This is a genomic window from Streptosporangium vulgare, from assembly GCF_042428775.1.
Taxonomy (GTDB): Bacteria; Actinomycetota; Actinomycetes; order Streptosporangiales; family Streptosporangiaceae; genus Streptosporangium; species Streptosporangium vulgare.
The window spans coordinates 1-530 of sequence record NZ_JBHMBS010000192.1; the positions used below are offsets into that span (position 1 = coordinate 1).

Below are 530 nucleotides of genomic sequence, written 5' to 3' on the forward strand. Positions count from 1 at the left end.
CAGGCGTTTTGCGGTCATCGTCGCGCTATTATGGAAGGGCCAGGTGGCCTGTGGTGGGGAACCATCCTTACTATCACCCTTGGTGAAGCATCGCGCGGGACACCGATCAACGATATCGCCACCAGCCTGGCAGTGGGGATTGCACTCTCCGGCGTGCTGACGATGTTGATTGGTTTTAGCGGATTAGGCCATCGCCTGGCACGGTTATTTACGCCGTCGGGGATGGTCTTGTTTATGTTGATGCTGGGCGCGCAGCTGACCACTATCTTTTTCAAAGGTATGCTCGGGCTGCCGTTTGGCATAGCCGACCCGAATTTTAAAATTCAGTTACCGCCGTTCGCGCTCTCGGTGGCGGTGGTGTGCCTGGTACTGGGGATGTTTATCTTCCTGCCGCAACGTTTTGCCCGTTATGGCCTGCTGGTCGGCACCATAACCGGCTGGTTGTTGTGGTACTTTTGCCTTCCTTCTTCGCACTCGCTCTCCGGTGAGTTGCCCTGGCAGTGGTTCCCGCTCGGCAGTGGCGGTGCTTT

General features: G+C 57.0%; 1 protein-coding gene. It reads left to right on the forward strand.

Annotated features, from left to right (window positions below):
• A partial coding sequence (locus ACFFRH_RS45060; protein WP_512701167.1) for a solute carrier family 23 protein occupies positions 1 to 530 on the forward strand: 530 nt, incomplete at both ends.